The organism is Kiloniellales bacterium, assembly GCA_030066685.1.
In the GTDB taxonomy this organism is placed as follows: Bacteria; Pseudomonadota; Alphaproteobacteria; order Kiloniellales; family JAKSBE01; genus JAKSBE01.
Map to the genome: position 1 here is coordinate 72,205 of JASJBF010000026.1, position 26,511 is coordinate 98,715.

The 26,511-nt window shown below is 69.6% G+C and carries 27 protein-coding genes; 15 read left to right on the top strand and 12 right to left on the bottom strand.

Annotated features, from left to right (window positions below; translation table 11 throughout):
• Positions 1-131: 131 nt before the first annotated feature.
• Positions 132-782: a glutathione S-transferase family protein gene (locus tag QNJ30_15015; protein MDJ0944776.1), complete on the bottom strand. Its 651-nt coding sequence runs from the start codon at positions 780-782 to the stop codon at positions 132-134.
• A 348-nt stretch (positions 783-1,130) separates the two neighbouring features.
• Here QNJ30_15015 and QNJ30_15020 point away from each other — a divergent pair, with 348 nt between their 5' ends.
• On the top strand, positions 1,131-1,958 hold the full coding sequence (locus QNJ30_15020; GenBank protein MDJ0944777.1) for a hypothetical protein: 828 nt from the start codon (positions 1,131-1,133) through the stop codon (positions 1,956-1,958).
• A 150-nt stretch (positions 1,959-2,108) separates the two neighbouring features.
• Here the strand turns inward: QNJ30_15020 and QNJ30_15025 are convergent, their stop codons facing one another.
• Positions 2,109-3,035 carry a TatD family hydrolase gene (locus tag QNJ30_15025; GenBank protein MDJ0944778.1) on the bottom strand — a complete coding sequence of 309 codons (927 nt, stop codon included), beginning with the start codon at positions 3,033-3,035 and terminating at the stop codon, positions 2,109-2,111.
• Positions 3,036-3,061: 26 nt separating this feature from the next.
• On the bottom strand, positions 3,062-3,940 hold the full coding sequence (locus tag QNJ30_15030) for an EboA domain-containing protein (GenBank protein ID MDJ0944779.1): 879 nt from the start codon (positions 3,938-3,940) through the stop codon (positions 3,062-3,064).
• A gap of 272 nt (positions 3,941-4,212) precedes the next feature.
• Here QNJ30_15030 and QNJ30_15035 point away from each other — a divergent pair, with 272 nt between their 5' ends.
• From QNJ30_15035 to QNJ30_15050, 4 genes are all read left to right on the top strand, one after another.
• Positions 4,213-5,595, top strand: coding sequence for an alkaline phosphatase family protein (locus QNJ30_15035; protein ID MDJ0944780.1), 1,383 nt, complete (start codon positions 4,213-4,215; stop codon positions 5,593-5,595).
• A 282-nt stretch (positions 5,596-5,877) separates the two neighbouring features.
• The gene (locus QNJ30_15040) at positions 5,878-6,531 is read left to right on the top strand and encodes a 3-oxoacid CoA-transferase subunit A (protein ID MDJ0944781.1); all 654 of its coding nucleotides are present in this window, start codon (positions 5,878-5,880) and stop codon (positions 6,529-6,531) included.
• Complete coding sequence (locus QNJ30_15045; protein ID MDJ0944782.1) at positions 6,531-7,184, top strand: 3-oxoacid CoA-transferase subunit B; 654 nt, start codon at positions 6,531-6,533, stop codon at positions 7,182-7,184. The genes QNJ30_15040 and QNJ30_15045 overlap by 1 nt, the downstream gene beginning before the upstream one ends.
• A gap of 96 nt (positions 7,185-7,280) precedes the next feature.
• On the top strand, positions 7,281-7,892 hold the full coding sequence (locus tag QNJ30_15050) for a LysE family translocator (protein MDJ0944783.1): 612 nt from the start codon (positions 7,281-7,283) through the stop codon (positions 7,890-7,892).
• Between the two features lie 189 nt (positions 7,893-8,081).
• On the opposite strand, the gene QNJ30_15055 is transcribed toward QNJ30_15050, so the two are convergent.
• The 4 genes from QNJ30_15055 to QNJ30_15070 all read right to left on the bottom strand — a co-directional run bounded on the left by QNJ30_15055 (position 8,082) and on the right by QNJ30_15070 (position 12,349).
• Complete coding sequence (locus tag QNJ30_15055) at positions 8,082-8,681, bottom strand: hypothetical protein (GenBank protein MDJ0944784.1); 600 nt, start codon at positions 8,679-8,681, stop codon at positions 8,082-8,084.
• A 161-nt stretch (positions 8,682-8,842) separates the two neighbouring features.
• Positions 8,843-9,715 carry a UbiA family prenyltransferase gene (locus QNJ30_15060; protein ID MDJ0944785.1) on the bottom strand — a complete coding sequence of 291 codons (873 nt, stop codon included), beginning with the start codon at positions 9,713-9,715 and terminating at the stop codon, positions 8,843-8,845.
• A 232-nt stretch (positions 9,716-9,947) separates the two neighbouring features.
• A complete protein-coding gene (gene eboE / locus QNJ30_15065; GenBank protein ID MDJ0944786.1) occupies positions 9,948-11,132 on the bottom strand; it encodes a metabolite traffic protein EboE in 1,185 nt (394 codons plus the stop codon).
• Positions 11,132-12,349: a 3-dehydroquinate synthase gene (locus QNJ30_15070; GenBank protein ID MDJ0944787.1), complete on the bottom strand. Its 1,218-nt coding sequence runs from the start codon at positions 12,347-12,349 to the stop codon at positions 11,132-11,134. Before QNJ30_15070 ends, eboE begins: the two co-directional genes overlap by 1 nt.
• A 193-nt stretch (positions 12,350-12,542) precedes the next feature.
• Between QNJ30_15070 and QNJ30_15075 the strand changes: the two genes are divergently transcribed.
• The 4 genes from QNJ30_15075 to QNJ30_15090 all read left to right on the top strand — a co-directional run bounded on the left by QNJ30_15075 (position 12,543) and on the right by QNJ30_15090 (position 15,440).
• Entirely contained in the window at positions 12,543-12,923 is a 381-nt protein-coding gene (locus QNJ30_15075; GenBank protein ID MDJ0944788.1) for a transmembrane 220 family protein, read from the top strand.
• Between the two features lie 6 nt (positions 12,924-12,929).
• A complete protein-coding gene (locus QNJ30_15080; protein ID MDJ0944789.1) occupies positions 12,930-13,631 on the top strand; it encodes an amino acid racemase in 702 nt (233 codons plus the stop codon).
• Between the two features lie 341 nt (positions 13,632-13,972).
• The gene (locus QNJ30_15085) at positions 13,973-14,857 is read left to right on the top strand and encodes a universal stress protein (protein MDJ0944790.1); all 885 of its coding nucleotides are present in this window, start codon (positions 13,973-13,975) and stop codon (positions 14,855-14,857) included.
• Positions 14,858-15,050: 193 nt separating this feature from the next.
• Positions 15,051-15,440 carry a MaoC family dehydratase gene (locus tag QNJ30_15090; GenBank protein ID MDJ0944791.1) on the top strand — a complete coding sequence of 130 codons (390 nt, stop codon included), beginning with the start codon at positions 15,051-15,053 and terminating at the stop codon, positions 15,438-15,440.
• A gap of 22 nt (positions 15,441-15,462) precedes the next feature.
• Here the strand turns inward: QNJ30_15090 and pobA are convergent, their stop codons facing one another.
• From pobA to pcaQ, 5 genes are all read right to left on the bottom strand, one after another.
• Positions 15,463-16,638 (bottom strand): 4-hydroxybenzoate 3-monooxygenase, encoded by a 1,176-nt coding sequence (gene pobA / locus QNJ30_15095; GenBank protein ID MDJ0944792.1) that lies wholly within the window; start codon positions 16,636-16,638, stop codon positions 15,463-15,465.
• Positions 16,639-16,826: 188 nt separating this feature from the next.
• Positions 16,827-18,215, bottom strand: a complete 1,389-nt coding sequence (locus QNJ30_15100) for a TRAP transporter large permease (GenBank protein MDJ0944793.1) — start codon at positions 18,213-18,215, stop codon at positions 16,827-16,829.
• Positions 18,202-18,741, bottom strand: coding sequence for a TRAP transporter small permease (locus QNJ30_15105; GenBank protein ID MDJ0944794.1), 540 nt, complete (start codon positions 18,739-18,741; stop codon positions 18,202-18,204). Before QNJ30_15105 ends, QNJ30_15100 begins: the two co-directional genes overlap by 14 nt.
• 129 nt (positions 18,742-18,870) lie before the next feature.
• Positions 18,871-19,902 (bottom strand): TRAP transporter substrate-binding protein, encoded by a 1,032-nt coding sequence (locus QNJ30_15110; protein MDJ0944795.1) that lies wholly within the window; start codon positions 19,900-19,902, stop codon positions 18,871-18,873.
• Between the two features lie 129 nt (positions 19,903-20,031).
• Entirely contained in the window at positions 20,032-21,045 is a 1,014-nt protein-coding gene (pcaQ, locus tag QNJ30_15115) for a pca operon transcription factor PcaQ (protein ID MDJ0944796.1), read from the bottom strand.
• 182 nt (positions 21,046-21,227) lie between these two features.
• On the opposite strand from pcaQ, the gene pcaD reads away from it, so the two are divergent.
• The 6 genes from pcaD to pcaB all read left to right on the top strand — a co-directional run bounded on the left by pcaD (position 21,228) and on the right by pcaB (position 26,260).
• Positions 21,228-22,022, top strand: coding sequence for a 3-oxoadipate enol-lactonase (pcaD, locus tag QNJ30_15120; protein MDJ0944797.1), 795 nt, complete (start codon positions 21,228-21,230; stop codon positions 22,020-22,022).
• The gene (gene pcaC, locus QNJ30_15125; GenBank protein ID MDJ0944798.1) at positions 22,015-22,398 is read left to right on the top strand and encodes a 4-carboxymuconolactone decarboxylase; all 384 of its coding nucleotides are present in this window, start codon (positions 22,015-22,017) and stop codon (positions 22,396-22,398) included. Before pcaD ends, pcaC begins: the two co-directional genes overlap by 8 nt.
• Positions 22,395-23,102 (top strand): protocatechuate 3,4-dioxygenase subunit beta, encoded by a 708-nt coding sequence (pcaH, locus tag QNJ30_15130; protein MDJ0944799.1) that lies wholly within the window; start codon positions 22,395-22,397, stop codon positions 23,100-23,102. The genes pcaC and pcaH overlap by 4 nt, the downstream gene beginning before the upstream one ends.
• 188 nt (positions 23,103-23,290) lie before the next feature.
• Entirely contained in the window at positions 23,291-23,878 is a 588-nt protein-coding gene (gene pcaG / locus QNJ30_15135) for a protocatechuate 3,4-dioxygenase subunit alpha (protein ID MDJ0944800.1), read from the top strand.
• 202 nt (positions 23,879-24,080) lie between these two features.
• Positions 24,081-24,926: a 3-keto-5-aminohexanoate cleavage protein gene (locus tag QNJ30_15140; GenBank protein ID MDJ0944801.1), complete on the top strand. Its 846-nt coding sequence runs from the start codon at positions 24,081-24,083 to the stop codon at positions 24,924-24,926.
• Positions 24,923-26,260 carry a 3-carboxy-cis,cis-muconate cycloisomerase gene (pcaB, locus tag QNJ30_15145; GenBank protein MDJ0944802.1) on the top strand — a complete coding sequence of 446 codons (1,338 nt, stop codon included), beginning with the start codon at positions 24,923-24,925 and terminating at the stop codon, positions 26,258-26,260. The genes QNJ30_15140 and pcaB overlap by 4 nt, the downstream gene beginning before the upstream one ends.
• Positions 26,261-26,511: the final 251 nt, after the last annotated feature.

The following is a 26,511-nucleotide window of genomic DNA, read 5'->3' on the forward strand; positions in this document are numbered from 1 at the left end:
CAAGCCAGCGTTCTTCTGTTTTTTTGTTGCCCCAAAGCTTACCGACGATCCACGGCCGCGTCCATCGGCCTTCTCGCCGCCCCGGACTGCGTTTTGCCGGCTGGCCGAAGAGGGGCTCGGGGAGGTGGCCGCTATCCAGCTTCCGGGCGCCATCCCGTGGCCGAGGCCTCGGCGGCGGAGTAGGCGGCCGCCGTGAAGGCAGGCAGCGCTTCGCAACTCCGCCGATGCGCGTCCAGGCCGGGCAGGCGCGCCGGGTCGAAAAGCTGCGGCAGCTTCTCCACGGCATGGGTCACGGCGACGGCAACCGCCAGGTCGGCGCGCGTCATCGCGTCGCCGACCAGCCAGGGCTTGGTGGCCTTCGCTTCCAGCCAGAGAAGCGCGCGCTCGATTTGACGCTCCAGCCGCTCCACCCACGCCGGGTCATGGGTGCCCGGGCTTCGGCGGGCGAACTCGATGCCGCGCTCGTAGAGCTTCTCTGCCAGGCCTATGCCGACGGCCTCGACGCGGAACATCTCCCTCCGCTCGCTATCTCCGGCCGGCGACAGGCGGCGGTCGGGCGGCGCGACGTCCTCCAGGTATTCAAGGATCGCTCTGCTGTCGTAGAGATGGTCGCCTTCGGCAAGGATCAGGACCGGGACCTTTCCGAGAGGATTGATAGCGAGCACGTCATCGAAGTCCGCAAACACGGAAAGGACCCGACGCTCGAAGGGCAGGGCGTAGTGGTTGAGCGCGACGGCGACGCGACGAACGAAAGGCGAATCGTACTGACCGACAAGGATCATGGCTGTGGCGCTTCGTTGGGCTGAAGGCGTCCCGACAATGGAGCATGGTGAGGGCAAGTCCCGCAACTGGGTGAACAGAAGCCATTCGAAGATCTTGAAGAGCGGCCCCTTTTTCAGGACCGCAAGGGGTCCCTTCAAGTCGGTCGCTGGGAATCGCCGTTTAGAGACGCAAACGAAATGGCCGCCTCGGACCCGAAGCGACCGATCACGAATTGCGGCGCGAATGTCGGCTATTGGATCGTAAAACGGTCACTTCGCCTGGGCGACCGGCTGTGTTGCCAAGGCCGAATCGTACATACTGCGTGCCTCTCGCCTCTGGCTTCAAAACCGGCTCTCTGGGCCCCCACAATGTCCATGCAATTTGAACCGTTGGAAAGGAAGCTGTTCTGCGAACTGGTCGTCCAGACGGTCCTCAGCCTGCTTGAGGCCGATTACCGCGAAGTAACCCTTTCAGAAACGAAAGGTTCCTACGCTGGAGGACACGCGGACCACAGCGACATTCAGAAGGTCGGCGCGATACTTGAACATTGCCAGGTGATCGACGCCAATCTGCGACTGCGGATCACTGTTCCAGCGATCTATGACCACTTGGCCGAAGAACCCGAGCGCTTCGGGATCGACCTGCCTTGGATGATCGAGGCCTTGCTTCGTCCAACATGGGACTACCAGCCGAACGACAGTCCATGGCGGGGCGGTGGATTTTCAAGTGCCGGCAAAGGCTTCCCGATACAAGAGCGCTTGAGAGAGCTATTCCTGTTCTTTGAAAAGCTTGGCTACGCGGAAGTCGCAGGTGGCCGCGCCGCTTGGACACGGAAAATGGGCCCGCCGATGTGTGGTGCAGGTGGATGGGGGATCTTCACGCCGGACGGTATCGCCGCTTATGATGAAGTGGTGCGTATGGCGCAGACCCTCCCGAGCGAGTTTCACGCGGATTTTCTGTCCAAGCCCACCATTTACGAAACCAATGCCTGTTGGGTTGTTGCAAATCACTGGTATCGAAATGAGTGGCACGCGGCAGGGGCGCTTGGTGATAGAGACAAAATTCCCTTTGTGGATGGCGACCTTTTTCTGGGGTCGCATGAAAGGGCTCACCGGATGAAGCAATTTCTTCGGGGCGAGTTCCCTTCTAGGCAAGACGTTCTGACGGGCGCATACATGGCGGCAAATCGAAAGTGACAAATGGCGGCTTATGGGTTGGCGACCAACCTTAGGCGGAACACCTAATCAGCGGCTCTCATTGGCCGATCCCGGCCATTCCGGCTCAAAGCCGACGCTCTACTCGTGCCGTTCCGGCCCGCGTTTGGCCGGCCGGTTCGACGACCCTCTTCACTCGATGATCAGCTCGTCCATTGAGCGCTTGATCTTGGCCTCCTCGATCTTGGGCTCGCGGCCGCCGCGCAGTATCGAGTTGCCCTCGTAGAGGGTGCGCTGGTCGATCGCCGGCGGGTTCAGCCAGTCGTCCTCCTTGATCTGGCCGCTCTGGCCGTAGGCGTCGAGCGCGTTCTGGTAGCAGGCCAGGCGCACCTGCTCCTCGGGGATACCGCGCTCCAGGGCCAGCTTGGCGGTCTTGGCCACGCCCAGAGGCTCGGAGATGCCCCAGTCGCAGGCCGAGTCGACGATGATCCGCTCGGCGCCGTACTGGCGCAGGATCTCGACCATGCGGGCGTTGCCCATCTTGGTGCTGGGATAGATCGAGAAGGCTGCCCAGAAGCCCCGTTCCAGGGTCTCCTGCACGGTCTCCTCGTTGTTGTGGTCGATGACCACCTTGGAGGGCGGCAGGCCGTGCTCCTCGCAGACGTCCATGGAGCGCGAGGTGCCGCGCTTCTTGTCCCGGTGCGGGGTGTGGATCATGACCGGCAGGTCGAGCTCCTTGGCCAGCTCGAGCTGCAGGCGAAAGTACTTGTCCTCCAGGTCGCTCTGCTCGTCGTAGCCGATCTCGCCGATGGCGACGACGCCCTCCTTCAGAGCGAAGCGCGGCAGGATCTCCATGACCTCCTCGGCCAGGGCCTCGTTGTTGGCCTCCTTGGAGTTCAGGCCGATGGTGCAGTAGTGGCGGATGCCGAACTGCCCGGCGCGAAAGCGCTCGAAGCCGACGATGTGGGAGAGGTAGTCGATGTAGCTGCCGACGTTGGTCCGCGGCTGGCCGATCCAGAAGGCCGGCTCGATCACGGCGACGACGCCGGCCGCGGCCATGGCCTCGTAGTCGTCCGTGGTCCGCGAGATCATGTGGGTGTGCGGGTCGATGAACATCATGGTCCCACGTCCTCCAGCTTTGTCCGTCATGCCTGCGCTACCGGATCGTGCTCTAGGCGCTCCCAGGTCAGCGCGCCGCTTTCGATCTCCGCCGCGAGCGCGCCGGCGCCGGCCAGCAGCACCCGGGCCTCTGCCGCCGGGCTCGCGGCCAGCGCCAGGGCGGCAGCCCGGCGTTCGGTCTCATCCTCGCCGCGCAGCGCCCGCTCCAGGTCCGGCAGCAGCGAGGCCACGGCAAAGGGCCCGACGCAGCGCCAGAGCTCCGGCGAGACCGGCCGGCCGGCCGCCCAGCGCTCGTGGGCGTAGTCGATCAGGATCGCCGCCAGGGCCGGGTTGGCGCGCGCGTCCAGGCCCTGGATCGGGTGCAGGCTGCTGCCGATGAACAGGGCCTTGAGCACCATCTGGTTCCAGCGGTTCTCGTCAAAGCGCTCGCGCGGGAAGGGGTTGCGGTGGGCCACCGCCTCGAAGACCGCGCGCATGTTGGTCCTGAGCCCCTCGGCCGCCTGGTCCTCCAGCGCGGCGGGGTCGGGGTAGAGCGGCAGGCCGCGGTAGAGCGCGATGGCCTCGCCGACCTCGGCGCTGCCGCAGAGCGCGGTGAAGCGTTCGGCGAAGCCGGTGTTGGCGCCGGCAGCCGCTAGCAGAGCCAGGATCCGGGCCGCCTCGTCGACGCTCCAGCCCCGCGGGTCCCAGCCCGGCCGCGCCGCCTCGGCGGCTTCCAGGTCGGCCTCGGACAATGCCAGGTCATCCTTGCCCAGGCGCCGCGGGATCATGCCCAGGGCGATGTGCAGCTTGCGGTCGCTGGGGTCCTGCTGAAGGGCCTCGAGCTGCCCGGCGAGCCAGTCGAAGGCAGTCTCGGGCAGTTGTCGCTGCAGCCAGGTGCGCAGCAGCCTGCTCGGCTGTTCCGCCATGTCCTCCCCTTGCAGTCTCTTGGCCGCCGGGGTGCTGCGTCCCCTCACCCAGCTCCGGCTAGGGCTCGGCCTCCGGCCTCGCCAAGCCTCCACATCCCTCTCCCCGCGGGAGAGGGAGGGGCCCGCCGCGAAGCGGTGGGAGGGTGAGGGGCCGCTCGGGCAATCGATCGATCCTCGGCGGCGGTTTTCCCCAGTCTATAAGCCCCGGTTTCGATAGGAAAGCGCTTCGCCAGCCTTGCCTCCTGGCCCGGCCAGCCTCTAACGTCGCTGCCATGCGGGACACCCTGGTCATCCTGGTCGTCGGGCTTTCGCCCTCCCTGATCGGCGAGCACACGCCCCACCTGAAGCGCCTGGCGGACGAGGGCGGGCTGCGGCCGCTCACCACGGTGCTGCCGGCGGTGACCTGCACGGCCCAATCCAGCCTGGTCACCGGCCTGCCGCCCTCGGGCCACGGCGCCGTCGCCAACGGCTGGTACTTCCGCGACCTCTCCGAGGTCTGGCTCTGGCGCCAGTCCAACCGCCTGGTCGGCGGCGAGAAGATCTGGGAAGCCGGCAAGGCCCGCGACCCGGACTTCACCTGCGCCAAGATGTTCTGGTGGTACAACATGTATTCGACGGCGGACTGGAGCGCGACGCCGCGCCCGATGTATCCCGCCGACGGCCGCAAGATCCCCGACCACTACGCCCACCCTTCCGAGCTGCGCGACGAGCTCAACGCCAAGCTCGGCATGTTCCCGCTGTTCAAGTTCTGGGGGCCGATGGCCGACATCGCCTCCAGCCAGTGGATCGCCGACGCCACCCGTCACGTGATGGAGACCCGCAAGCCGACCCTGACGCTCTGCTACCTGCCGCACCTCGACTACAACCTGCAGCGCCTGGGCCCGGACCTTTCCCAGCCGCGCCTGGTCAAGGATCTGCAGGAGATCGACGCGGTCTGCGGCGAGCTGATCGAGCCGGCCCGGCGCGACGGCAAGCGGATCGTCGTGGTCTCCGAGTACGGCATCACGCCGGTGACCGACGCCGTGCACATCAACCGCGCCCTGCGCGAGGCCGGCCTGATCCAGGTCCGGGTCGAGATGGGCCGCGAGCTGCTCGACCCCGGCGCCTCGACCGCCTTCGCCCTGGCCGACCACCAGCTCGCCCACGTCTACGTCCAGGCTTCGGAGCGCGTCGCCGAGGTCAAGACCCTGATCGAGGCCCTGGACGGGGTCGAGGTCGTGCTCGACGAGGAGGAGAAGCGCGCCCACGGCCTCGATCATCCCCGCGCGGGCGAGCTGGTTGCGGTCTCCCGCGCCGACCGCTGGTTCAGCTACTACTACTGGCTCGACGACGAGCGCGCGCCGGACTTCGCGCGCACCGTCGACATCCACCGCAAGCCCGGCTACGACCCGGTCGAGCTCTTCCTCGACCCGGCGCTCTCGGTCCCTATGCTCTCGGTCGCCTGGCGCCTGGCCAAGCGCAAGCTCGGCTTCCGCAGCCTGCTCGACGTGATCTCCCTGAAGGACACCCGGCTGGTCAAGGGCTCCCACGGCCGCCTCACCGACGATCCCGCCGACGGCCCCCTGGTCATCTCCTCCCAGCCCGACCTCCTGCCCGAGGGCCCGGTCGCCGCGACCGCCTTCAAGCAGCTCGTTCTGGACCACGTCTTCGCCTAGCGCCAGATCGCGTCGGCCCGGACTTAAAAATGCGCAACATCACTGAAACAAGCCATCTCTAAGCTAGCAGTTTTGACATTGGATGCTTTGGGCCATGAGAGGCCTGCGACCAGGGCTCGCCTTGGGTCGCGGACGTAATTTGGGTCATGGCACGCGCAGGCAGGATCGTAGAGACGATCGGATATTAGTCTGCAGCGCAGAAGACCACGCCGGTAAGGTGCGCTTTCGAGGCCGGATGGTCCGGAACAGGAAGCGACTCCCGCCGCGCAAGGGAGGAAGAGGATGAAGACAGCGATCAAGGTGGAGGAGGCCGCCGGGATGATCCCCGACGGCGCGGTTCTGCTCATCGGCGGCTTCATGGCGGTGGGCTCGCCCCTCCGCCTGATCGACGCCATCGTGGCGCGCGGTGCCAAAGACCTGACCGTCGTGGCCAACGACACCGCCATGCCAGGCAAGGGAATCGGCAAGCTGATCAGCTGCGGCGCGGTCTCGCGCGCCATCGTGTCCCACATCGGGCTCAACCCGGAGACCCAGGCCAAGATGATGGCCGGCGAGATCGAGGTCGAGCTGGTGCCCCAGGGCACCCTGGTCGAGCGGATCCGCGCCGGCGGCGTCGGCCTCGGCGGCGTGCTGACCGCGACCGGCCTGGGCACGACCGTGGAGGAGGGCAAGCAGATCGTCGAGACCGGCGGCCAGCGCTACCTGCTCGAGACGCCGATCCGCGGCGATTTCGCCCTGGTCTCGGCGCGCCAGGCCGACTACGCGGGAAACCTGGAGTACTCGCTGACCGCCCAGAACTTCAATCCGGTCATGGCGCTCGCCGCCGACACCGTGATCGCGGAGCCGCAGACCATCGTCCCGGTCGGCGTGATCCCGCCCGACGCGGTCAAGACGCCGGGCGTGCTGGTCGACCACCTGCTCGAGAGGGCCGCCTGATGGACGCCAAGGAAATCATCGCCCGCCGCGTCGCGCGGGAAATCCGGCCGAACACCCTGGTCAACCTCGGCATCGGCCTGCCCAGCCTGGTCGCCAACCACCTGCCCGACGAGGTGCAGGTCTTCTTCCAGGCCGAGAACGGGGTCATCGGGCTCGGCGCCCGCCCGCCCGAGGGCATGGAGGACCCCAACCTCACCGACGCCGGCGGCGGCTTCGTGACCGCGGTGCCGGGCGCGGCCGCGATCGACAGCGCCATGAGCTTCGGCCTGATCCGCGGCGGCCACCTCGACATGACCGTGCTCGGCGGCCTTCAGGTCGACGAGCGCGGCTACCTCGCCAACTGGATGGTTCCGGGCAAGATGGTGCCCGGCATGGGCGGCGCCATGGACCTGGTGGCCGGCGCGAAGCGCGTCGTGGTGGCGATGGTCCACACTGCGAAGGGCAATCCCAAGATCGTGCCGGAGTGCAGCCTGCCGCTGACCGCGGTGCGCCGGGTCAGCCTGATCGTCACCGAGATGGCGGTGATCGAGCCGACCGCCGACGGACTGGTCCTGCGCGAGCGCGGCCCGGGCGTCTCGGTAGAGGAGATCGAGGCCGCGACCGCCGCCTCGCTCATCCAGCTGGGCGAGGTCCCGGAGATGACCCTGGCCTGAGCGCCGGCGGTCAAGGGTCAGGATGGCAAGTCGCGGCTGGACAGATGGCGGGAACCCGGTGTTTGCTGCGTGGGGACTGAGCTGGGGAGTCGCCGCATGTCCATCGAGTTTCTGATCACGTCCTTCATCGTCGTCGTCGCGCCGGGGACCGGCGTGATCTACACCTTGTCCTGCGGCCTGGCGCGCGGCGCCCGGGCCAGCGTCGCCGCGGCGCTGGGCTGCACGGTGGGGATCCTCCCCCACGTGACGGCGGCGATCCTCGGGCTGGCGGCCCTGCTCCACACCAGCGCCCTCGCCTTCCAGGTCTTCAAGTATCTGGGGCTGGCCTATCTGCTCTACCTGGCCTGGACCACGCTCAAGGACAAGGAGTCGCTCTCGGTCGAGCCGGCGGAGGCGCGGCGCAGCGCGGTCAAGATCGCGGTTCGGGGCTTCCTGATCAACATCCTCAACCCCAAGCTCTCGATCTTCTTCCTGGCCTTCCTGCCCCAGTTCGTGCCCGCCGACGCCGCCCTGCCGCTGCTCCGCATGACCGGCCTTAGCGCCGTTTTCATGCTGATGACCTTCGTGGTCTTCGTCGGCTACGGCGTCTTCGCCGCGGCGGTCCGGCAGCACGTCATCACCCGCCCCGCGGTCATGACCTGGCTGCGCCGCGCCTTCGCCGGTGCCTTCGCCGGCCTGGGCGTGAAGCTGGCGTTCTCGGAGCGGTGAGGCGGCCGACGTCTTGTGGCAGCTTGAATGAGGTGACCGAGCTCGCCCGGAGAAGTTTCCCGCCATCCTACGGGTCGCAGATCGGCAGTCCGCCGATCCGATCGAAGCTGCCAAACGTGACGGCATTCGATCGTTGTCTCGATCGGACTGCGGAACAAAAAGGGCAGCGAGCGTCTTGGGAGGATCTCGTCATCGACCCTGTTCCGGCTCGAAACGCCCGAGCACTTCGAAGTCGTGAGCGGTCGCAAGGACCGGGATTGGCTTGACCAGGTCTTGCGAGCGCAGCGTCTCCTCGATCAGAAGGACAAACTTGCTCATCACCAAGTTCTGCGCCGTGTCGTAAAGGGCCTTGTAACTCTTGTCCTTCCAGATTTGCTCTTGGTGATACCAATCGAAGTCCTTCTGGACGCTCTCCAGGCCCGTCAAGGTCATGTCTGGGACGTCCGGCGATTGCCAATCGGAGAGCCAGTCCAGGTCGTTCTCGTCCCTCCTGTAGCGGTCGTAGCCAAAGAAGTCGACGTACCACCGATCGGGGTTGATGTCGAAGCCGTTCATCTCGAGGTAGACGGCCTCAATGCGGAGTTTGGTCTCACATAAAGATATGAATTCGTTGAGTCTTGCAGCCATCGAGGCCGTTGAATTCGAGAAGCTGTGCCCGACCAAGCTCGCAAAGGGGCCGCGTTTGTCGGTCGTAATGTAGTCTTCGAGTTGCCTGACAGCCCCTAGGTGGTCTTTGGCCTGGAAGCGGTCGAAAGTCAGAACCCACGGATTCCATTCGTTTTCGCTCACGGAACGGACTCCCTTGTCAGCAGCAGGTCATCGAAGGTCGGGCAATAGGCTCGCTCATGGACCCTATTGGGTCCTCACGACGGCCACGAGCTTATACGCATTTCGCGGTCGATCAGATAGCTGCCCGTGATCGGAAGTCTTCGCGCCTTGGAAATTCGCCTTTAAGTCCCCGCCACGTAGCGCTGCAAACCCAGCGTGACGAAGAACCCGAGCAGGGCCAGGCCGGCCAGGCCGAGGTTGCCGGTGCCGGCGATCAGCATGGCGTCGTAGAGCGAGATCCCGGCGATCAGGCTGATCACGGCGCGCGGGATGTCGCCGGGGCCGCGGCGGCGGATCAGCCAGAGCGCCAGCGCCATCCAGGCGGCCAGGGGCAGCAGGTAGGCTATCACCAAGGGATAGGCGCCGGCCAGGAACAGGCCGTAGGCGAGCGGCGCGGCCAGGAAGAGCAGCGGCCAGAGGTTCTTGACTTCGCCCAGGTTCTCCTGCTTGGCGACATAGGTCAGGCCGATCACGTAGCAGAGCAGCAGGGCGCCGCCGAGGATCACCGCCGGCGGCAGGGGCAGGGCGATGGCCAGGCCGGTGGCGACGTAGACGAGGAAGCGGCAGGCGCCCATGACCACCGGGCTCAAGGGGTTGGCCTTGTGGTACCAGTCGTAGAACACGATGGCCGCGGCCAGCGCCAGGCCGCCGAGCAGCGGCCAGACCCCGGTGCCGCCTTCGACCCCGAAGCCGGTCCAGGCCAGGCAGGCGACGCCCAGGCCCAGCATGCCGAAGCCCAGGGCGTAGACCGTGGCGCGGGAGACCCGGCCGGCCGGGATCGGCCGCTCCGGGCGCTCGCGGGCGTCGATCTCGGCGTCGAAGGCGTCGTTGAGATACATGCCGCCGACGTAGAAAAGGGTCAGCCCGGCCAGCAGCGCCGGGACCCGATCGTCGCTCAGCGCTCCGCCGGCCAGCACCAGCGCCGCCAGCATGTTGGTCCAGACCGTCGGCAGGTTCGACACCCGCCCCAAGCTCAAGGCATCGCGCAAGGTCATGGGGCGGTGGCCAGGGAAACGTCGACGTGAGGGACGGACTCAACTAGCCCTCCCCCCTTGAGGGGGAGGGTGCGGGTGGGGGGTATCGCGAAGCGACCAGGCGATATCGAGATGTTCTGTGCGGCCTTACGGCCGCCACCCCCACCTCTGTCCTCCCCCCTCAAGGGGGAGGAAGGACGCCGTTGTCGCCTCGGGAGTCCAAGAGGCCGATCCGCGCGGACACGCAGACTCATCACGCCAGCTGCTCCCGCACCCAGTTGAGCTCGCGGGCGATGGCGGTGCCGACCTCGGCCTGGCGGTAGCGCTCGGGCAGGACGTCCCAGGTGTAGGTCTCGACCTCCAGCTGGTCGGTCACCGGCTCGGCCCGATGGAGCGCGAGGATCTCGCGCAGGAAGGCCTGCGTGGTGCCGAAGTCCTGCATCGCCTCCAGGAAGATCGGCACGTGGAAGTGGATCCGCCACTCCCGCCCCCCTGCCCCTTCGGCCTGCGCCAGGGCCTCGGGCAGGTCGAGGTAGCGGGTCAGGCCCTCGGGCCCGCGCTCGACCGTCTGGTGCAGGTAGACCGGCTCGGCGAAGGGCGCCAGCTGGTCGCGGGTCTCGGCGCCGACCGATGGAATGCGCAGGGCGGCGCTGAGCTGCAGCTTGGCGATGCGGATCCCGGCGGCGCGCAGCCGGGCCAGGCTGTCGCGCGGGTCCTCGAACTCCACCGCGGCATGGCAGACGTCGTAGCAGACCCCCAGGTGGCGGCGCAGCGCGGCCTCGGCCTGGGGCTCGGACAGGCCGCTCAGGGCGGCGAGCCGGGCGGCGGCCGCGGCGGAGAAGAGCCGGCCCTCGAAGTAGTCGACCGTCTCGGCGATCGTTTCTAGAAAGCAGCAGGGCTCCGGCTCCAGGGCCAGGACGATGTGCCGGCCGCGCCGGTCTTCGATGGCGACCAGCTCGGCGACGTGGCGGATCAGGTTCTCGGTGATCGCCTCCACGCGTCCTTCCGCCCAGGGCTTGAAGGTCCCAGGCACGGTCGAGACGCTGCCCTCCAGGCCCTCCGGCAGGAAGATCGCCAGGATCTCGGCCAGGCGGTTGCTGTAGAGCAGGCGTTCCTCCTCGCTCCAGTCCGGGCGGTAGGCGCCCTCCTTGACGCTGGCGCCGTGGAAGGTGCCGTAGGGGAAGCCGTTCAGGGTGAAGACGTAGTAGGGCCCCTCGTCGAGCAGGGCCTGCAGCTCCTCGAGGGCCGCCGGCTGGATCAGCGCCTCGGCGGCGGCCGCCGAGAGCCGCAGCCCCAGGCCCAAGGGCGCCGCCGGCGCGACCGCCGCCTTGACCGTCGGCAGGTGCCGGCGCAGGCCGTCGAGGACCTCGGGCCAGGTCTCTCCGGGGTGGATGTTGCTGCAGTAGGTGAGCTGGCCCAGCCCGCCGTCCAGGCGCATCAATCGGCGGTCCGCTGCTTCAGCCAGGCGATGGCCTCGGCGACCAGGGCCTCGTCCATCTCGTGCACCTCGACGCCGGTGCCGATGCCGGCCAGCAGGGTGATGGTCAGCTCGCCGCCCAGGTGCTCCCGGAAGTCGCGCAGACCCTGCAGGACCGCGTGGCGGCCCTCGGCCTCGCGCTTGTCGAGCGCCGCGTGCCAGAGCTTGAAGCCCAGGTGCTCGAGCAGGAAGCAGATCCGCTCTTCCTCGGCCGGCTTCAAGAGGCCGCGCAGCACCGAGTAGCGGGCGTCTAGGGCCAGGCCGATGGCCACCGCCTCGCCGTGGCGCAGGTGGTGGCGAGTCATGGCCTCCAGCTTGTGCGCCGCCCAGTGGCCGTAGTCCAGGGGCCGGGCGCTGCCGGTCTCGAAGGGGTCGCCGCCCTGGGCGATCTGGTGCATGTGCAGCTCGGCGCAACGCCGGATCAGCTGGGCCATGGCCGCGCCCTCGAAGAGCGCCAAGTCGTCGGCGTTGCGCTCCAGCCAGGCGAAGAACTCGCCGTCGCGGATCAGCGCGACCTTAACCGCCTCGGCCATGCCGGCGATCTTGTCGCGGGCCGGCAGGGCGTCGATCATCTCCGCGTCGTTGAGGACCGCGAAGGGCGGCGCGAAGGTGCCGACGAAGTTCTTCTGGCCGTAGAGGTTGACCCCGTTCTTGACCCCGACGCCGGAATCGTTCTGGGCCAGCACCGTGGTCGGCACCCGGATGTGGCGCACGCCGCGGTGGGTGGTCGCCGCGACCAGGCCGACCGCGTCCAGCAGGGCGCCGCCGCCGACGCCGATGACGTAGGAATGCCGGTCGATGTGATGCTCGAACAGGGCCTGCTGCATCTGCTCGACGAAGTAGAGCTCGGACTTCAGGCGCTCGCCGCCCGGCACCACGATGGGCGCGGCGACCAGCTCCATCCGGCCGACCCAGGCCTCGGCGTAGGCGGCGATCTCCCCGGCCAGCTCCGGGCGCACCGCCAGCAGCCCGTCGTCCAGGAAGACCAGGCAGCGGTGGCGCCGCGCGGGCTCCAGGCGCGCCAGGGCTTCAGCCAGGACCGGGTTGGCCGGGTCGAAGAGCGCGCGGGTGAAATGGACCGGGTAGTCGAAGGCAACGGCGAAGCGCTGCCAGTGGACCCCGTCCTGCATCGGGTCTTGCGTCCGGGACGGCTCCGTCCCCTCGAGGGTCTTCGTCATGCGCTTCGCGCGGACCCGTCTTCGGCGGTGCCTCGGCGGGCCGCCGCCTTCGGGTCCCCTCCCACAGCTGGCCGACGGCCGGGCCTTGTTGTTTTCCTCGCCGTCGCAAGGACTCTATGCTAGGGGCGAAGAGGGAATCAACGGCCCCGTCGCAGCGCCGCTGCCTTGGGCCGCTCGTCCGGGAGGAGCGCCGATGCGCATCGTGAACGCCGTGCTCTGCCTGCTGATGCTCGCCTTCGCGGCGGTGCAGTACAACGACCCCGACGCCGGCCTCTGGATGGTGATCTACGCCCTGCCCGCCGCCTGGGCCGCCCTGGCGGCCTGGCGTCCGGCAATGCTGCAGGAGCGCCCTGCGACTTTGGGCCTCGGGTTCTGCCTGCTCGCCGCCCTCGGCGGCGTCGCCCACTGGTGGCCGAGCGACGCCGGCTGGTGGCGCCAGGAGGTCTGGTGGGAGAGCGAGACCGCCCGCGAAGGCATGGGCCTGATGGCGGTCACCCTCGTCCTGGCCGTGGTCGCCCTGACCCGCTGGCTGGGGCGCGGCAAGGCCGGGCCGCTGGAGCGGCCGGCCGGGTAGGACGCCATGCCCCGGCACATCGGCATCGTCGCCTGCTCCGCCGAGGGCGCGGCGCTCTGCTACCGCACCATCTGTATCGAGGGCGCGGCGCTGCTCGGCTCGCACGCCCATCCCGAGGTCTCGCTGCACGGCCAGTCGCTGGCCAACTACACCGCCTGCCTGGAGCGCGGCGACTGGCCGGGCGTGGCCGAGCTGATGCTGGACTCGGCGGAGAAGCTGGCCAGGACCGGCGCCGATTTCCTGATCTGCCCGGACAACACCATCCACAACGCGCTGCCCCACCTGGAGGGGCGCGCGCCGCTGCCCTGGCTGCACATCGCCGAGGTCGTCGCCGATCAGGCGGTCGCGCGCGGCTTCCGGCGCCTCGCCCTGACCGGCACCCGCTGGCTGGTCGAGAGCGAGCTCTATCCGGAGAAGTTCGCGGCGCGCGGCCTGGCGGTCCTGCGCCCCGAGCCCGACGAGCGCGCGGAGATCGACCGCATCATCATGGAGGAGCTGGTCTACGGCGTCTTCAAGCCTGAAGCCGTCACGTATTTCCAGCAGGTCATCGGGCGGCTGAAAGACGGGGGCTGCGACGCCGCGATCCTCGGCTGCACCGAGATCCCCCTGATCCTGGACGACTCGAATTCTCCGCTGCCGACCCTGGATTCCACGCGTCTGCTCGCCCGGGCGGCCCTGCATAAGGCGGTGGCGGGCGTGCCGGCCTAGGCTTCTCGGTCAGGACCGCAAAGCCGGCCCCTTGGGCTGGCCTGTGGCAATCGTCACAGCCGGGAGCGCGCGCGCGTGAGACGCTGAACGCGGTAGGGGACGAAGATCCATCATGGAGTTGGCGCCATGGCGGAGCCCCGCGAGCCGTCTCGGACGGCCTTTCCGGCAGCGACGGCCCGGGCCGGGCGGAGGATGCCCGGCGTGGCGAGCGAGCCCGGGCAGGGATCGAAATCCACTTGGTGTCTCTCGAGCACGATGAAATGTGGTCGGATCGACCTCATATCTTATTCGTGCCCTGAACGGTTGAATGAAAGCGGGACGGCGGCGTCCGGGGGGTCCTCATGGCGATGACAACGGTCTTGGTGCTGGTCGAGAGTTCCGAGCACGGGCGCCGCACGGTGCGGGCGGCCTTCCAGGCCGCGCGGCGCGACGGCGGCCATGTGGTCGGCCTCTATCCGGTGCCGCCCTCCGAGCGGCTGACCCCGCAGGCGATGTACTTCTCGCGCGCCTCGCTCGAGGTGCCGGGGCAGGACGGCCTGGCCATGCTGGACCGGGCCGAGCGCGACGGCGGCGCCGGGGTCGAGACCGCGCGCCACGCCTTCGAGGAGGTTGCCGCCGAGATGGGTGCAACGCTGCAGGAGCGGCCGCCGAACCCGGGCAGGCTGACCGCCTTCTTCCGGTCCCAGGCCGACGGCGATCCCGAGGCGGTGGCCGCGCTGGGCCGGGTCTTCGACCTGGTCGTGGTCCAGCAGCCGCGCGAGGATCCCGACCACCGGATCCGCAAGCTGCTGCGCGCGGTGCTCTTCCAGGCCGGGCGTCCGGTCCTGGTCGTGCCGCCCGATCCTTCGGCCTCCCTCGGCACGCGGCCGCTGATCGCCTGGAACGGCAGCGCCCGTTCGGCCCGGGCGGCGGCCATCGCGCGCAACTTTTTCGATGGCGCCCGGGAAATCGGGATCCTCTCGGTGCGCACCAAGAACGGCTCGGGGCCTTCGGCCCAGGACCTGGCGGACTACGTCGCCTGGCACGACATGAAGGCCAGCGTCCTCGAAGCGACGCTGGCGAACCATCGTCTGGGCGACGTCTTCCTGCGCGAGGCCGGGCGTTTCGGCGCCGACCTCCTGGTCATGGGGGCCTACGCCCAGAGCCCCTTCCGGGAATCCCTGACCGGCGGCGTCACCAACCACGTCCTCAGCCACGCCGCGCTGCCGGTCCTGATGACCCACTGAAGCGGGCGCGGGGCACGGCTCCATCTGTCTGAGATAGATCGAAATATATTGTTCAATCGACTCCAATCCGGCGCAATCTGATCTAGTCTAAGGCGCGGCAGCGGCCCGGGTTCGAGCCTTCGATCGGCCAGGTGAGGCGTGCGTGAGCTTTCTTCCCTTCCAGACCCTGTACTTCGAGGACCTGAGCCTGGGCATGACCGAGACCTATCCGAAGACGGTCAAGTCCTCGGACGTGGTCGGCTTCGCGGAGATCACGGGCGACCGCAACCCGATCCATCTCTCGGAGCACTTCGCGGCGAAGACGCCCTTCAAGGGCCGCATCGCCCACGGCCTCTACACGGCCAGCCTGATCTCGGCGGTGATCGGCACCCGGCTGCCCGGGCCGGGCGCGATCTACATCTCGCAGACGCTGCGGTTCCTCGCGCCCGTGAAGATCGGGGATACGGTCGACGCCATCGTCGAGGTCGTCGAGCTGAACGGGGAAAGGCAAAGGGCCAGGCTGAGCTGTGCCTGCAAGGTCGGAAGCGAGGTCGTCCTGGAGGGCGAAGCCGTCGTCAAGGTCCCGCGGCGCCCCCAGGACTGACGCCGGCCCGTCTCGGGCTCCCTCACGCGAAGGGCAGGCCGACGTAGTTCTCGGCCAGGGCCGTGGCCGCCGCGCGCGAGGAGGCGACGTAGTCCAGCTCGGCGAGCTGGACCCGGCCGCCGAAGCCGCTTTCCTCGGGGAAGCGGTGCAGCAGCGAGGTCATCCACCAGGAGAAACGCTGCGCCTTCCAGATCCGCCTGAGGCAGGTCGCGGAATAGGCCTCGAGGAGGTCGTTGCGGCCCTCCTCGTAGTGAGCGACCAGGGCGCGTGACAGGTAGCGCACGTCGGCGGCGGCCAGGTTCAGGCCCTTGGCTCCGGTCGGCGGGACGATGTGCGCCGCGTCGCCGGCCAGGAACAGCCGGCCGAAGCGCATCGGCTCGGCGACGAAGCTGCGCATCGGGGTGACGCTCTTCTCGATCGCGGGCCCGGTCTCAAGGCGTTCCGCCGCCTCGGCGTCGAGGCGCGCGCGCAGCTCGTCCCAGATCCGTTCGTCCGGCCAGTCGTCCAGCTGCTCGTCCGGGCTGCACTGGATGTAGAGCCGGCTGCGGCTCGGCGAGCGCATCGAGAAAAGCGCGAAGCCGCGCGCGTGGCGGGCGTAGATCAGCTCCTCGGAGACCGGCTTGGTGTCCGCCAGGATGCCCAGCCAGGCGAACGGGTAGACCCGCTCGAAGGTGCTCAGCGCCGCGGCCGGCACGCTGCGCCGGGAGACGCCGTGGAAGCCGTCGCAGCCGGCGATGAAGTCGCAGCGCAGCTCCCGTTCCGTCCCGTCCACCCGGTAGCTGAGGCGCGGGCTATCGCCGTCGAAGTCCCGCAGGGACACGTCCTCGGCCTCGAAGACGACCTGGCCGTCGGCGGCCGCGCGCGCCCGGTTCAGGTCCTTGGTGACCTCGGTCTGGCCGTAGACCGTGACCGCCTTGCCGCCGGTCAGGTCCTCGAAGTCGATGCGGTGGCGCCGGCCGCCGAAGGCGAGCTCGATGCCGCCGTGCACCAGGCCTTCGCGGTGCAGGCGCTCGCCGACCCCGGCCTCGTCGAGCAGCTCGACCGTGCCCTGCTCCAGGACGCCGGCCCGGATCCGGCCCTCGACGTAGGCCCGGCTGCGCCGCTCCAGGACCACGCTCTCGACCCCGGCCAGGTGCAGCAGCTGCGAAAGCAGCAGCCCGGCGGGCCCGGCCCCGACGATTCCGACCTGTGTGCGCATGGTGTCTCGCTCCCCTGTTAGGGTGTCTCGGTTGTTGGCGACCGCCCCCTCACCCTCCCACCGCTACGCGGCGGGCCCCTCCCTCTCCCACGGGGAGAGGGATGTGGAGGCTTGGCGCGGCGAAAGCCGCGCCCTAGCCGGAGCTGGGTGAGGGGATGGTCGCGACCTCCGTTGCATCGTCAGCGCCCCTATCCCGACAGCAGCCGCGGGACCGCCAGCGCCAGGACCGGCAGGGCGAGCAGCAGGGCGACCCGCAGGATCTCGACCGCGAAGAAGGGCATGACGCCCCGAAAGACCTGTCGCATGGTGGCGTTGTCGGCCAGGGTCGAGATGATGAAGACGTTGAGCCCGACCGGCGGCGTGATCAGCCCCAGCTCGACCACGATCAGGGCGAGGATGCCGAACCAGACCTTCAGCTCCTCGCTGCTCAGGCCGTAGGCGGCGGTTGCGGCGGTCGCGTAGTCGCCGCCGTTGAGGTCGATCAGCACCGGCCAGAAGAAGGGCACTACGACCAGGATCATCGCGAGCGACTCCATGAAGCAGCCGAGCACGATCAGCAACGCCAGCATGGCGATCAGCACCAGCCAGGGATCGAGCCCGCTGCTTGCGGCCCAGCTCGCCAGGGCACTGGGCAGGCCGGCGCGGCTGAAGAAGCCCTTCAGGACCTCGGCGCCGAAGAGGATGAAGTAGATCATCCCGGCAGTGACCGCGGTATCGAGCAGCGACTGCCTGATGCCCTGGCCGGTCAGGCCCTCGCCGCGCAGGCGAAGCAGCAGGCCGTAGGCCAGGACCGCGAAGACCCCGACCCCGGCCGCTGGCGTCGGCGTGAAGAGCCCGGCGCCGAGGCCCAGGATGATCGCGCCGAAGATCGCCACCACCGGGATCAGCCGCAGGACCGCCCGGCGCCGGTCTGCCGCCTCAAGCGGCGGGGCCGGCGGCGCGGCCTCGGGGCGCAGGCGCACCAGGACCGCGATCACCGCCATGAAGAAGCCGACCGCGATCAGGCCTGGCAGCAGGGCGGCCTGGAACATCTCGATGATCGAGGCCTCGACGATGATCGCGTAGACCACCAGCGCCACCGAGGGCGGGATCAGGATTCCCAGGGTGCCGCCGGCGGCCAGGGTCCCGGTTGCCAGCCGCGGCGCGTAGCCCATGCGCTTGAGCTCGGGCAGCGCGACCCGGCCCATGGTCGCGGCGGTCGCGAGCGAGGAGCCGCAGACCGCGCCGAAGCCGGCGCAGGCGCCGATCGCCGCCATGGCCGCGCCGCCGCGGAAGCGGCCGATCAGGGCGTTGACTCCCTGGAAGAGGTCGCGGCTGAGGTTGGCGTGGGACGCGAGAAATCCCATCAGCACGAAGAGCGGCACCACGGAAAGCTCGTAGTTGGCGACGCTATTCCAAAGCAGGGTCTTGTACTGCTTCAGGTAGGGCTCGAAGCGCAGGTAGGGCAGTGCCAGGCTGAGGGCGTAGTTGCCGGCGATGCCGACCCCGATCATCGCCAGGCCGACCGGGACCCGCAGCGCGAGCAGGCCGAACAGGAGGACCAGCCCGGCCAGGCCGATCAGCTCACGCTCGCCCAAGGTCTTCCCCTTCGAAGGCCTGGAGACCGGCGACCGCTGCCCAGAGCAGCAGCGAGGCGATGCCCGGCAGGTAGAAGGGCCACTCCGGCCAGCCGAGCACCCGCGACAGCGCGCCGTCGGCGCGGGTCTCCAGGAGGCCGAGCGTCATCCAGAAGGCGAGAAAGGCCGCCAGCGCCGCCATGGCCAGCGCGATCGCCGCATCCAGCCTGCCCCGGACCCGCGGCGGCAGCCACTTGGCGAAGAGGTCGACCGCGACGTGGCCGCGGCGCAGCTGGCAGTAGGGCAGCAGCATGAGGGCGGCCGCCGAGATCGCCAGGCGCACGAAGTCCTCGTAGCCGGGCAGGCCCGAGACCGTCCCGCCGAACGCGCGCGCCAGGCGGTCCAGCGCGAAGGCGCCGGCGTTGGCCGTGGTCACCAGGACGATGGCCAGCAGCACCACCCCGCCGGTGATGGCCCAAGCGGCCGCGAGCTTTCCGACGAGGTCGCGCGTTCGATCCGTCCGTCGTTCACCGGAGCCGTCGTTCATCGGGGCTCACCTTTCGACAGGGGGCGCAGCCCGGCGCTACGCGCGGGTGAGGCGGACACCACGCTCCTCACCCTGAGCCTGTCGAAGGGTGAGGGGGCCAGGAAGCGCGAAGGCAGCTTGCTCTCGAGGCTACTTCGCGCCGCGCTTGGCGACCGCCGCGCGGGCCGCCTCGACCAGGGCCTCGCCGTCGATGCCGTTGTCCCGGGCCTCCTTGATCCAGCGGTCGACGACCTGGGCGCCGAGCGCGTCGAAGCCGGCCTTGGCGTCGGCGTCCAGGGCGACGACCTCGCCGCCGGACTTGGCCTGGGCGGCCTTGCCGGGGGCCTCGACCCCGTCCCAGATGCCGCCGATCTCGCCGGCGATGGCGGCGCCGGAGTTGGCGTCGATCACCTTCTTCAGGTCTTCCGGCAGGGCCTCGTAGCGCTCCTTGTTCATGGCGTAGAGGAAGACCGAGGTGCCGAAGCGCGAGCCGTCGCCGCCCTCGACCGAATAGTTGGTCAGCTCCTGCAGCTTCAGCGGCAGGACGATCTCGAAGGGCACCAGGGCGCCGTCGACCGTGCCCTTGGACAGCGCCTCGGGCAGGGCGGGCACCGGCATGCCGACCGGCTCGGCGCCCCAGGCCTCGATCATCCAGGCGCCGGTCCGCGAGGGCGTGCGCAACTTCAGGCCCTTGACCTCGTCCACCGAGCGGACCGCCTTGTCGCGCAGGTGCAGCGCGTTGCCGGCGTGGACGTGGACCAGGATCGGCTTGAGGTCGGCGTAGTCGGCGGCGATCAGGGCGAAGTTGTCCTGGATCGCCAGGGTGGTGGCCCGGGCGCTGCCCTTGTGCACGGTCGGCAGCTCGAAGACCTCGGAGCGCGGGAAGACCCCGGGCGTGTAGCCGATCAGGGTCCAGACGATGTCGGCCGCGCCGTCGCGCACCTGGCGGTAGAGCTCAGGCGGCTTGCCGCCCATCGACATCGAGGGGAAGACCTCGACCTTGATCCGGCCCTTGGACTGCTCTTCGACACGCTTCGCCCAGGGGACGATGAACTTGGCGTGGGCCGGCGACTTCGGGCTCAGGAAGTGGTGCACGGTCAGCGTGATCTCGGCGGCCTGGGCCGGGACGCTGGCTGCCGCCACGGCCAGAGCGGCAGCGCAAAAACGGGTGATCGCGTTCATGGACATCCTCCCCTTCGGAACCTCGGGTCTTCTTGGTGCTCGGGTGTTCGGGACCCTTTCACCCGGAAGTATGAAAGTCGGTTTCGGTTATGAGAAATGAATTCTTCGGTGCTTTCCATGTCGCTCCGGTTATGACGCGACCGCCGCGGCGGCCCGCTCGGCGGCGACGTCCCGGACCGCCTGCATCAGCATCTGGGTCGCCAGGCCGGGCGGCACGTCGGCCCGGACCGTCAGGCCGACCGGCCCGCTGGTGGTCGGGTCGCCGGCGAAGGGCAGGGCGACCAGCAGGCCGTCCGCCAGGTCGTCGGCGACCACGCCCTGGGAGATGATCCAGACCGCGTCCGAGGTCCGGGTGTAGCTGCGCCCGAAGGCCATGGACACGGTCTCGATGCGGTCGGGCAGGGCGCCGACCCCCTGGGCGATCAGCAGGCGGTCGACATAGGGCCGGATGATCGAGCCCTCGATCGGCATCAGCACCGTGAAGTCGCGGATTCGCCCCAGCTCGAAACCGCCGCCGTCGAGCAGGGGATGGCCGGGCCGGACCACCAGGCGGACCGGCTCGGAATAGAGGGTCTCGAAGGCCAGGCCGGTCATCAGCGCCGGCTCGGCCAGGCGCCCGACCACCAGGTCCAGCTCGCCGACCCTGAGCTGCGCCAGCAGCACGCTGTTCTGGCCGGTCACGACCCGGACCGTGGTCTCGACGCCGTCGGCCTTGAAGGCCTGGATCGCCGCCGGCATGACCCGGGCGGCGACGGTCGGCAGGGCACCCACGGTGATCGCGAAGCCGCCCTTGGCCCGGGCCTGGGCGATGCTGTCGACGCCCTGGCGCAGGGCGGTGACGCTGGCCCCGGCGTAGCGCAGAAAGACCTCGCCGAAGCGGGTCAAGGTGACGCCCCGCTTGCTGCGGTCGAAGAGCCGCACGTCCAGGGTCGCCTCCAGCTCGCGCAGGGTCTTGGAGACCGCGGGCTGGGTCACCGCCAGGGCGTCGGCCGCCTTGACCACGCTCTTCTGCCGCGCGACCTCCAGGAAGCACTGCAGGTGCCGGAACTTGATCCGCTGGACCATCACCGGACCGCCGCCGGCCGGTCGCGTCTCGGGCAGCATGCATTCCCCCAGGGTTATCCGTCCCGCCTTCTTTCTCATTTTACATAACCGGAACTGCGGTCCAAGCTGATGGCCGAAGCCGGGCTCGCGGTCCCTTCCAGCTGTCATTGCCGGGCTTGACCCGGCAATCCATCGAGCCACCGGCACCATGGATGCCCGGATCAAGTCCGGGCATGACAGAGGAGTTGGCGGCTCAGGACCGAGAGGGAGGAGAAAACGCGATGCGCTTCGCCAGGGTGAACGACGTGGTGCTGCACCACGCGGTCGAGGGGCCGCCGGACGCGCCGACCGTGGTCTTCTCCAACTCCCTGGGCACCGACTTCCGGGTCTGGGACCCGCTGCTTGCCCACTTCGGCCAGGGCCTGCGCCGGGTCCGCTACGACAAGCGCGGCCACGGCCTGTCCCAGGCCCGGCCCGCGCCCTACGTGATGAGCGATCACGTCGGCGACCTGGCGGCCCTGCTCGACCACCTCGGGATCGAGTCGGCGGTGATCGTGGGGCTGTCGGTCGGCGGCATCATCGCCCAGGGCCTCTCGGCCCTGCGCCGCGAGCGGATCCGCGGCCTGGTGCTCTGCGACACCGCCCACGTGATCGGTCCGGCGGAGATGTGGGACCAGCGCATCGCGGCCATCGAGGCCGGCGGCATCGAGTCCTTGGCCGACGCGGTCATGGAACGCTGGTTCTCGGAGGCCTTCCGCCGGGACAGGCCGGAGGAGCTGGCCGGCTGGCGCAACATGCTGGTCCGCACCCCGGTCGAGGGCTACCTCGGCACCGCGGCGGCGATCCGCGATTCCGACATGACCGCGCAGGCCCAGGCGATCCGCGTGCCGACCCTCTGCGTCGGCGGCTCCGAGGACGGCGCGACCCCGCCCGAGCTGGTCGGCGCCCTGGCCGCGCTGATCCCGGGCGCGCGCTTCGAGGTCATCGAGGGCGCCGGGCACCTGCCCGGCGTCGAGGCGCCGGAGACCCTGGCCGGCCTGATGAAAGACTTTTTCGCGGAGGCCGGCCTTGCCTGAAGACCGCCACCAGACCGGGATGCTGACCCGCCGCGCGGTCCTGGGCGACGCCCATGTCGACCGGGCCGAGGCGAAGACGACCGACTTCAACGCCGACTTTCAGCAGTTCATCACGGAGGGCGCCTGGGGTTCGCTCTGGTCGCGGCCCGGCCTCACCCGGCGCGAGCGCAGCCTCTTGACTATCGCGCTGCTGGCCGCCCTGGGCCACGACGAGGAGCTGGCGCTGCACGTCCGCGCGACCCGCAACACCGGCGCCAGCCCCGAGGACATCAAGGAGGCCCTGCTGCACGTGGCGGTCTACGCCGGGGTGCCGGCGGCCAACCGTGCCTTCGCCGTCGCCGCCGAGGCGCTGGAGGAGCAGGGAGAGGTGGGATGAGCGACCGGGCTCCCTTCAAGCCGCGGGACTGGGGCAGCCACCCGCCCTACCGCTATCCCGACTACAAGTCGACCGCCCTGCGCGCGCCGACCAAGCCCTTGGTTCCCCTGGCGCAGTCGCTCTCCGAGCTGACCGGCCCGGTCTTCGGCCACGACAGCCTCGGCCCTCTGGACCACGACCTGACCCGCAACGCCGCAAAGGACGGGGAGCCCCTGGGCGAGCGGATCATCGTCACCGGCCGGATCCTGGACGAGGACGGACGGGCGGTGCCGCAAACCCTGGTCGAGGTCTGGCAGGCCAACGCGGCCGGCCGCTACATCCACACCGTCGACCAGCACCCCGCGCCGCTCGACCCGAACTTCCTCGGCGCCGGGCGCTGCCTGACCGACGACGCGGGCCGCTACCGCTTCGTGACCGTCAAGCCGGGCGCCTATCCCTGGGGCAACCATCCCAATGCCTGGCGGCCCAACCACATCCACTTCTCGCTCTTCGGACCGAGCCTGGCGACCCGCCTGGTGACCCAGATGTACTTTCCCGGCGATCCGCTGCTCGACCTCGACCCGATCTTCCAGGGCACCCCGCCCGCGGCCCGCGACCGCCTGATCGCCGCCTTCTCGCTCGAGGTCACCGAGCCCGACTGGGCGCTCGGCTACAGCTTCGACATCGTCCTGCGCGGCCGCGCCGCCACGCCGATGGAGGGTTAGGTTCAGTGCTTTTCTGTGAATCTCCGGTGATCACCCCCTCCCCAACCCTCCCCCATCAAGGGGGAGGGAGTGAGTCGATGGCTAGCACCTCAGTCTTCCCTCCCCCCTTGTGGGGGAGGGTTAGGGTGGGGGGTGAATCACCGCCGCCACGGCGTGTTTCCCCGATCACCGACGGAGGCCTCTGACTCATGCCCAAGCAGACGCCGTCGCAGACGGTCGGCCCCTACTTCGCCTACGGCCTGACGCCCGAGCAGTACGGCTACGCCTTCTCCAGCATCGCCGGCGGCGCCCTCACGGCCGAGGCGGGCGACGGCGAGCGGATCCGGATCGAAGGCCGGGTGCTCGACGGCGCCGGCGAGGCGGTGAGCGATGCCCTGGTCGAGATCTGGCAGGCCGACGGCCAGGGCCGCTACGCCCATCCGGCCGACCCGCGCAGCTCCAACGCCCGCTTCCGCGGCTTCGGCCGGGTCGGCACCGGCACCGATCCGGAGCAGCGCTTCGTCTTCGAGACCGTCAAGCCGGGCCCCCTCGGCGACGGCCAGGCGCCGCACGTCAACCTCATGCTTTTCCTGCGCGGCCTGCTGTCCCACGCCTACACCCGCATCTACTTTTCCGACGAGGCCGAGGCCAACGCGGCCGACCCGGTGCTCGCCGCGGTCTCGGCCGAGCGCCGCGCGACCCTGATCGCCGCCCGCGAGGAGACCGCGGGCACGCCGCTCTACCGCTTCGACATCCACCTTCAAGGCGACCGCGAGACGGTCTTCTTCGACGTGTGAGTAGGATAAGCTAGTGCTTATTGGTCCGGGTCCAGGAGTCACCCCCACCCAACCCGCGCTCAGCGCCGCGCGTACGCGCCCCATCGAGGGGGAGGGCTCTTGCGGGCGGCCGTCGATATCTTCCCCCTCCCCCTTGATGGGGGAGGGTGGGGTGGGGGTGAGAGCACGCCCGACGCAGTAAAGGACCGAAAACGAGACGACCATGACCGAGCCCTGCATCATCACCGTGGCGATCACCGGGTCGGTGCCGCGCAAGGAGGACAACCCGGCGGTGCCGATCTCGGTGCAGGAACAGATCGAGTCCACCCAGGAGGCCTTCGAGGCCGGCGCCAGCCTGGTCCACGTCCACGTCCGCAACGAGGACCAGACGCCCTCGTCGGACCCGGAGAAGTTCGGCGCCTTCCAGGAGGGCGTGCGCCGGCACTGCCCGGGCATGATCGTCCAGTTCTCGACCGGCGGCCGCGGCCGCGCCGCGGCGGCGCGCGGCGCCATGCTCCACCTCAAGCCCGACATGGCCTCGCTGGCGACCGGCTCGGTCAACTTCCCGAACATGATCTACGAGAACCCGCCGCAGCTGGTCGAGGATCTGGCCGCGACCATGCTGGCCGAGGGCATCAAGCCGGAGGTCGAGGTCTTCGACCTGGCCATGCTCTACACCGCCGCCGAAATGGCCGCGGCCGGACGCCTGAAGGCGCCGCTCCACGTCCAGTTCGTCTTCGGCCTCAGGAACGCCCTGCCGCCGCGCCGCGAGATTCTCGAGTTCGAGGTCGCCCAGCTCGCGGCCCTGGCGCCGGGCGCGACCTGGACCGCCGCCGCCATCGGCCGCAGCCAGCTCGAGATGAACCACTGGGCGCTGGCGCTGGGCGGCCACTGCCGCACCGGGCTGGAGGACAACATCCGCTTCGACAAGTCCCGCCTGGCGGCCAGCAACGCCGAGCTGGTCGCCCGGGTCGCCGATCTCTGCGCCGACTACGGCCGCCACCCCGCGACGCCGGCCGAGGCGCGCGGGCTGCTGTCGCTGCCGCCGGCCCCACCAGAGAGCCCATGAGCGTCACGCCCCTCGATTCCGCCCTTTACGGCGCGCTGCTCTCCGACGCGGAGGTCGCCGCCCGGCTCGACGATGCGGCCCAGCTGCGCTCGATGCTGGAATTCGAGGCGGCCCTGGCCCGGGTCCAAGGCCGGCTCGGCGTGATCCCGGCGGACGCGGCCGCGCGGATCTCCAAGGTTGCTGAGTCCTTCGCACCCCATCCCGCCGACCTCGCCGAAGCGACCGCACGGGACGGCATTCCGGTCCCGGCCCTGGTCGCCGCCCTCCGCGCGGCGGTCGGCGCCCCTGCGGCGCAGCACCTGCACTGGGGCGCGACCAGCCAGGACGTCATCGACACCGCCCTGGTTCTCCGGTTGAAGCCGGTGCTGGAGATCCTCGACCAACGCCTCGCCAACCTGACGCAGACTCTAGCCGCCCTGGCCGAGCGGCATCGCCGCACCCTGATGGTCGCTCGGACCCGCGGCCAGCAGGCGGTGCCGACGAGCTTCGGCCTCAAGGCCGCGGTCTGGCTGGCGCCCCTGCTGCGCGCCCGGCAGCGCCTGGATCAGCTCCGCCCGCGCCTGCTGCTGCTCAGCTTCGGCGGCGCGGCTGGCACCCTGGCGGCGCTGGGCGACCGCGGCCCGGCCGTCGCCGAGGCCCTGGCCCGGGAGCTCGGCCTCGGCCTGCCGCCGCTGCCCTGGCACGTCCAGCGCGACGGCCTCGCCGAGCTCGCCGGCTGGCTGTCCCTGGTCACCGGCAGCCTGGGCAAGCTCGGCCAGGACGTCCTGCTGCTGGCCCAGGGCGAGGTCAGCGAGCTCCGCGAGGGCGGTGGCCCCGGCCGCGGCGGCTCCAGCACTATGCCGAACAAGGCCAACCCGGTCGCCAGCGAGGTTCTGGTCACCGCCGCCCGCCTCAACGCGACCCTGGTCTCGGCGCTGCACCAGGCCTTGCCCCAAGAGCAGGAGCGTGGCGGCCCCGGCTGGCAGCTCGAATGGCTGACCCTGCCGCAGATGCTGGTCACGGCCGGCTGCGCCCTGCGTCACGCCGCCGACCTGATCGAAAACCTCGAGGTCGACCCCGCGCGCATGCGCCGCAACCTCGAGGCCTCCAACGGCCTGGTGCTGGCCGAGGCCGCGACCTTCGCCCTGGCCGAACACCTGCCGCGCCCGAAGGCGCAAGAGCTGGTCAAGGCCGCCTGCGCCGAAGCCAAGGCCGGCGGCCGCCACCTCGTCGACCTCCTCGCCGAGAGCAGCGATGCCCCGGTCGACTGGGCGAAGCTGCGCGACCCGGCCAACTACCTCGGTGCTGCCGAGACCTTGATTGACTGCGTGCTGGCGGAGGTCGGGAAGGATTAATACCAAGGAGCGCTGATAACGACCCATTTGATGGCGCACGGCGGCCCGCCGGGCAGGCGCGGCCCGCAGCGCGATGCCATCGCATCGGGCAAGGGCCGCAACGCACCCGGCGGGCCGCCGCGCGCCGCCGAAGGCCGGGTTTGCTTGACCGCCCGCTGCGTTGCGCTCCGCTTACGGTACCCCGCACCGCTGCGCGAAGCGCGCCTGACGGGCGATCAAGCAAACCCGGTCAAATGAGTCGTTATCAACGC

What these genes read in the sequence shown, in the direction of transcription:
- QNJ30_15075 (MDJ0944788.1), top strand. Translation starts at nt 12,543, where the DNA reads ATGCGCATCGTGAACGCCGTGCTCTGCCTGCTGATGCTCGCCTTCGCG.
- QNJ30_15035 (MDJ0944780.1), top strand. Translation starts at nt 4,213, where the DNA reads ATGCGGGACACCCTGGTCATCCTGGTCGTCGGGCTTTCGCCCTCCCTG.
- QNJ30_15015 (MDJ0944776.1), bottom strand. Translation starts at nt 782, where the DNA reads ATGATCCTTGTCGGTCAGTACGATTCGCCTTTCGTTCGTCGCGTCGCC.
- QNJ30_15105 (MDJ0944794.1), bottom strand. Translation starts at nt 18,741, where the DNA reads ATGAACGACGGCTCCGGTGAACGACGGACGGATCGAACGCGCGACCTC.
- pcaG (MDJ0944800.1), top strand. Translation starts at nt 23,291, where the DNA reads ATGCCCAAGCAGACGCCGTCGCAGACGGTCGGCCCCTACTTCGCCTAC.
- eboE (MDJ0944786.1), bottom strand. Translation starts at nt 11,132, where the DNA reads ATGCGCCTGGACGGCGGGCTGGGCCAGCTCACCTACTGCAGCAACATC.
- QNJ30_15060 (MDJ0944785.1), bottom strand. Translation starts at nt 9,715, where the DNA reads ATGACCTTGCGCGATGCCTTGAGCTTGGGGCGGGTGTCGAACCTGCCG.
- QNJ30_15045 (MDJ0944782.1), top strand. Translation starts at nt 6,531, where the DNA reads ATGGACGCCAAGGAAATCATCGCCCGCCGCGTCGCGCGGGAAATCCGG.
- QNJ30_15020 (MDJ0944777.1), top strand. Translation starts at nt 1,131, where the DNA reads ATGTCCATGCAATTTGAACCGTTGGAAAGGAAGCTGTTCTGCGAACTG.
- pcaH (MDJ0944799.1), top strand. Translation starts at nt 22,395, where the DNA reads ATGAGCGACCGGGCTCCCTTCAAGCCGCGGGACTGGGGCAGCCACCCG.
- QNJ30_15030 (MDJ0944779.1), bottom strand. Translation starts at nt 3,940, where the DNA reads ATGGCGGAACAGCCGAGCAGGCTGCTGCGCACCTGGCTGCAGCGACAA.
- QNJ30_15070 (MDJ0944787.1), bottom strand. Translation starts at nt 12,349, where the DNA reads ATGACGAAGACCCTCGAGGGGACGGAGCCGTCCCGGACGCAAGACCCG.
- QNJ30_15140 (MDJ0944801.1), top strand. Translation starts at nt 24,081, where the DNA reads ATGACCGAGCCCTGCATCATCACCGTGGCGATCACCGGGTCGGTGCCG.
- QNJ30_15050 (MDJ0944783.1), top strand. Translation starts at nt 7,281, where the DNA reads ATGTCCATCGAGTTTCTGATCACGTCCTTCATCGTCGTCGTCGCGCCG.
- pcaD (MDJ0944797.1), top strand. Translation starts at nt 21,228, where the DNA reads ATGCGCTTCGCCAGGGTGAACGACGTGGTGCTGCACCACGCGGTCGAG.
- QNJ30_15090 (MDJ0944791.1), top strand. Translation starts at nt 15,051, where the DNA reads ATGACCGAGACCTATCCGAAGACGGTCAAGTCCTCGGACGTGGTCGGC.
- QNJ30_15110 (MDJ0944795.1), bottom strand. Translation starts at nt 19,902, where the DNA reads ATGAACGCGATCACCCGTTTTTGCGCTGCCGCTCTGGCCGTGGCGGCA.
- QNJ30_15085 (MDJ0944790.1), top strand. Translation starts at nt 13,973, where the DNA reads ATGGCGATGACAACGGTCTTGGTGCTGGTCGAGAGTTCCGAGCACGGG.
- QNJ30_15080 (MDJ0944789.1), top strand. Translation starts at nt 12,930, where the DNA reads ATGCCCCGGCACATCGGCATCGTCGCCTGCTCCGCCGAGGGCGCGGCG.
- QNJ30_15040 (MDJ0944781.1), top strand. Translation starts at nt 5,878, where the DNA reads ATGAAGACAGCGATCAAGGTGGAGGAGGCCGCCGGGATGATCCCCGAC.
- pcaB (MDJ0944802.1), top strand. Translation starts at nt 24,923, where the DNA reads ATGAGCGTCACGCCCCTCGATTCCGCCCTTTACGGCGCGCTGCTCTCC.
- QNJ30_15025 (MDJ0944778.1), bottom strand. Translation starts at nt 3,035, where the DNA reads ATGATGTTCATCGACCCGCACACCCACATGATCTCGCGGACCACGGAC.
- pcaQ (MDJ0944796.1), bottom strand. Translation starts at nt 21,045, where the DNA reads ATGAGAAAGAAGGCGGGACGGATAACCCTGGGGGAATGCATGCTGCCC.
- pobA (MDJ0944792.1), bottom strand. Translation starts at nt 16,638, where the DNA reads ATGCGCACACAGGTCGGAATCGTCGGGGCCGGGCCCGCCGGGCTGCTG.